The organism is Phaeodactylibacter xiamenensis (assembly GCF_000759025.1).
Lineage (GTDB): Bacteria > Bacteroidota > Bacteroidia > Chitinophagales > Saprospiraceae > Phaeodactylibacter > Phaeodactylibacter xiamenensis.
Window position 1 is genome coordinate 1 of the sequence record NZ_JPOS01000139.1, and the last position, 2500, is coordinate 2500.

A 2500-nucleotide genomic window follows, 5' to 3' on the forward strand; every position below is an offset into this window, starting at 1 on the left:
AAAACCAGAAAGCCCCGCTGCGGTATTCTGCAACGGGGCTTAAGGTTAGATTGAGCTGGCAGCGACCTACTCTCCCACTTTCGTAGTACCATCGGCGCTAGGGAGCTTAACTGCTCTGTTCGGAATGGGAAGAGGTGGAGCCTCCCTGCTATAACCACCAGCAATTCTTGCGCTGCCCTTTGGCAGGCTATATCTTGACAAGTTGGGGTCAGAAAGTTCTTTGAAATCAAGCTTTAGTAGCGCTGTAGTGTGCGCTTGCTCCCTTTCACGGGAAGCTTTCGGGCAATTAGTACTACTCGGCTCCACACATCACTGCGCTTCCACCTGTAGCCTATCTACGTAGTCATCTTCTACAACCCTCTAGGAATACTCATCTTGGAGCCGGCTTCGCACTTAGATGCTTTCAGTGCTTATCCGTTCCGTACATAGCTACCCAGCACTGCACCTGGCGGCACAACTGGTACACTAGCGGTACGTCCAACACGGTCCTCTCGTACTAGTGTCAGCCCTCCTCAATATTCCAACGCCCGCAACAGATAGGGACCGAACTGTCTTGCGACGTTCTGAACCCAGCTCGCGTGCCACTTTAATGGGCGAACAGCCCAACCCTTGGGACCTTCTCCAGCCCCAGGATGTGACGAGCCGACATCGAGGTGCCAAACCTCCCCGTCGATATGAGCTCTTGGGGGAGATCAGCCTGTTATCCCCGGAGTACCTTTTATCCTTTGAGCGATGGCCCTTCCATAAGGGACCACCGGATCACTTGAACCTGCTTTCGCACCTGTTCGAGGCGTCCCTCTCTCAGTCAAGCACCCTTATACTCATATGCTCTGCGCATGATTACCAACCATGCTGAGGGTACCTTTGTAAGCCTCCGTTACTCTTTAGGAGGCGACCACCCCAGTCAAACTACCCACCACGCACTGTCCCCCGAAGGGTTAGGACCAAAGTATAAAAAGGGTGGTATTTCAAGGACGGCTCCACTACCACTGGCGCGGCAGCTTCTAAGCCTCCCACCTATCCTACACATTTTATACCCTAGCACAATACGAAGTTGTAGTAAAGGTTCACGGGGTCTTTCCGTCCCGTTGCGGGTAACCGGCATCTTCACCGATACTTCAATTTCACCGAGCTCGTGGCTGAGACAGTGCCCAGATCGTTACACCATTCGTGCAGGTCGGAACTTACCCGACAAGGAATTTCGCTACCTTAGGACCGTTATAGTTACGGCCGCCGTTTACCGGGGCTTCAGTCAACGCCTTCTCCGAAGATTAGCGCCTCCCTTAACCTTCCGGCACCGGGCAGGTGTCAGACCCTATACTTCGCCTTTCAGCTTCGCAGAGTCCTGTGTTTTTGCTAAACAGTCGCCTGGGCCTCTTCACTGCGGCTCCGGGGTTAACCGGAGCGCCCCTTCTCCCGAAGTTACGGGGCTATTTTGCCTAGTTCCTTAGCCACGGATCACTCGAGCGCCTTAGGATACTCTCCTCGACTACCTGTGTCGGTTTACGGTACGGGCTGCATACTTCGGCTTTTCTTGGAAGCTGCTTCTTGCTACTATCAGCTCGCCTTCGCAGGCTTGCTGTACTATCCCCCGAAGGGTTTAACGCACTATTCCATCAGTGCGCGGGCAATCCACAGCTCCGTCCCCTTTTTAGTGTATGCAGGTACAGGAATATTAACCTGTTTGCCATTAGGTTCGCCTTTCGGCTGCCCCTTAGGACCCGACTAACCCTGATCTGATTAACATCGATCAAGGAACCCTTAGTCTTACGGCGACAGAGTTTCTCACTCTGTTTATCGTTACTCATGCCTACATTTTCTTTTCCAGCCGCTCCACAATGCCTCACAGCACTGCTTCAGCGCAACCAGAATGCTCCCCTACCATACTGACGATCCGAAGATGTCAGCATCCATAGCTTCGGCGGCACGCTTGATGCCCGATCATTTTCCGCGCAGGAACGCTCGACTAGTGAGCTGTTACGCACTCTTTAAATGAATGGCTGCTTCCAAGCCAACATCCTAGCTGTCATAGCATCCCCACCTCGTTCATTCAACTTAGCGTACACTTGGGGGCCTTAGCTGATGGTCTGGGTTCTTTCCCTCTCGGCAATGGACCTTCGCACCCACTGCCTCACTGCCAGTGCAGTATCATGGCATTCGGAGTTCATCAAGGGTTGGTAGGCGGTGAAGCCCCCTAGCCTTATTGGTAGCTCTACCTCCATGATACTCTTCCTGACGCTGCACCTAAATGCATTTCGGGGAGTACGAGCTATCTCCGAGTTTGATTGGCCTTTCACCCCTACCCACAGGTCATCCGAACATTTTTCAACATGTACCGGTTCGGTCCTCCATTGGGAGACTATCCCAACTTCAACCTGCCCATGGGTAGATCACACGGTTTCGCGTCTGCCCCGCCTAGCTCTCGCCCTATTCAGACTCGCTTTCGCTCCGCATCCGGCCCTGAAGGCCTTATACTCGCTAGACAGGAGCAACTCGTAGG

General features: G+C 53.3%; 2 rRNA genes (1 of these 2 cut by a window edge). Both read right to left on the reverse strand.

Features of this window, described 5'->3' with window-relative positions:
* Nucleotides 1–53: 53 nt before the first annotated feature.
* Nucleotides 54–162: ribosomal RNA gene (gene rrf / locus IX84_RS30340) — 5S ribosomal RNA — on the reverse strand.
* Nucleotides 163–267: 105 nt separating this feature from the next.
* Nucleotides 268–2500 (reverse strand): 23S ribosomal RNA (locus IX84_RS30345); it runs 551 nt beyond the window's last position.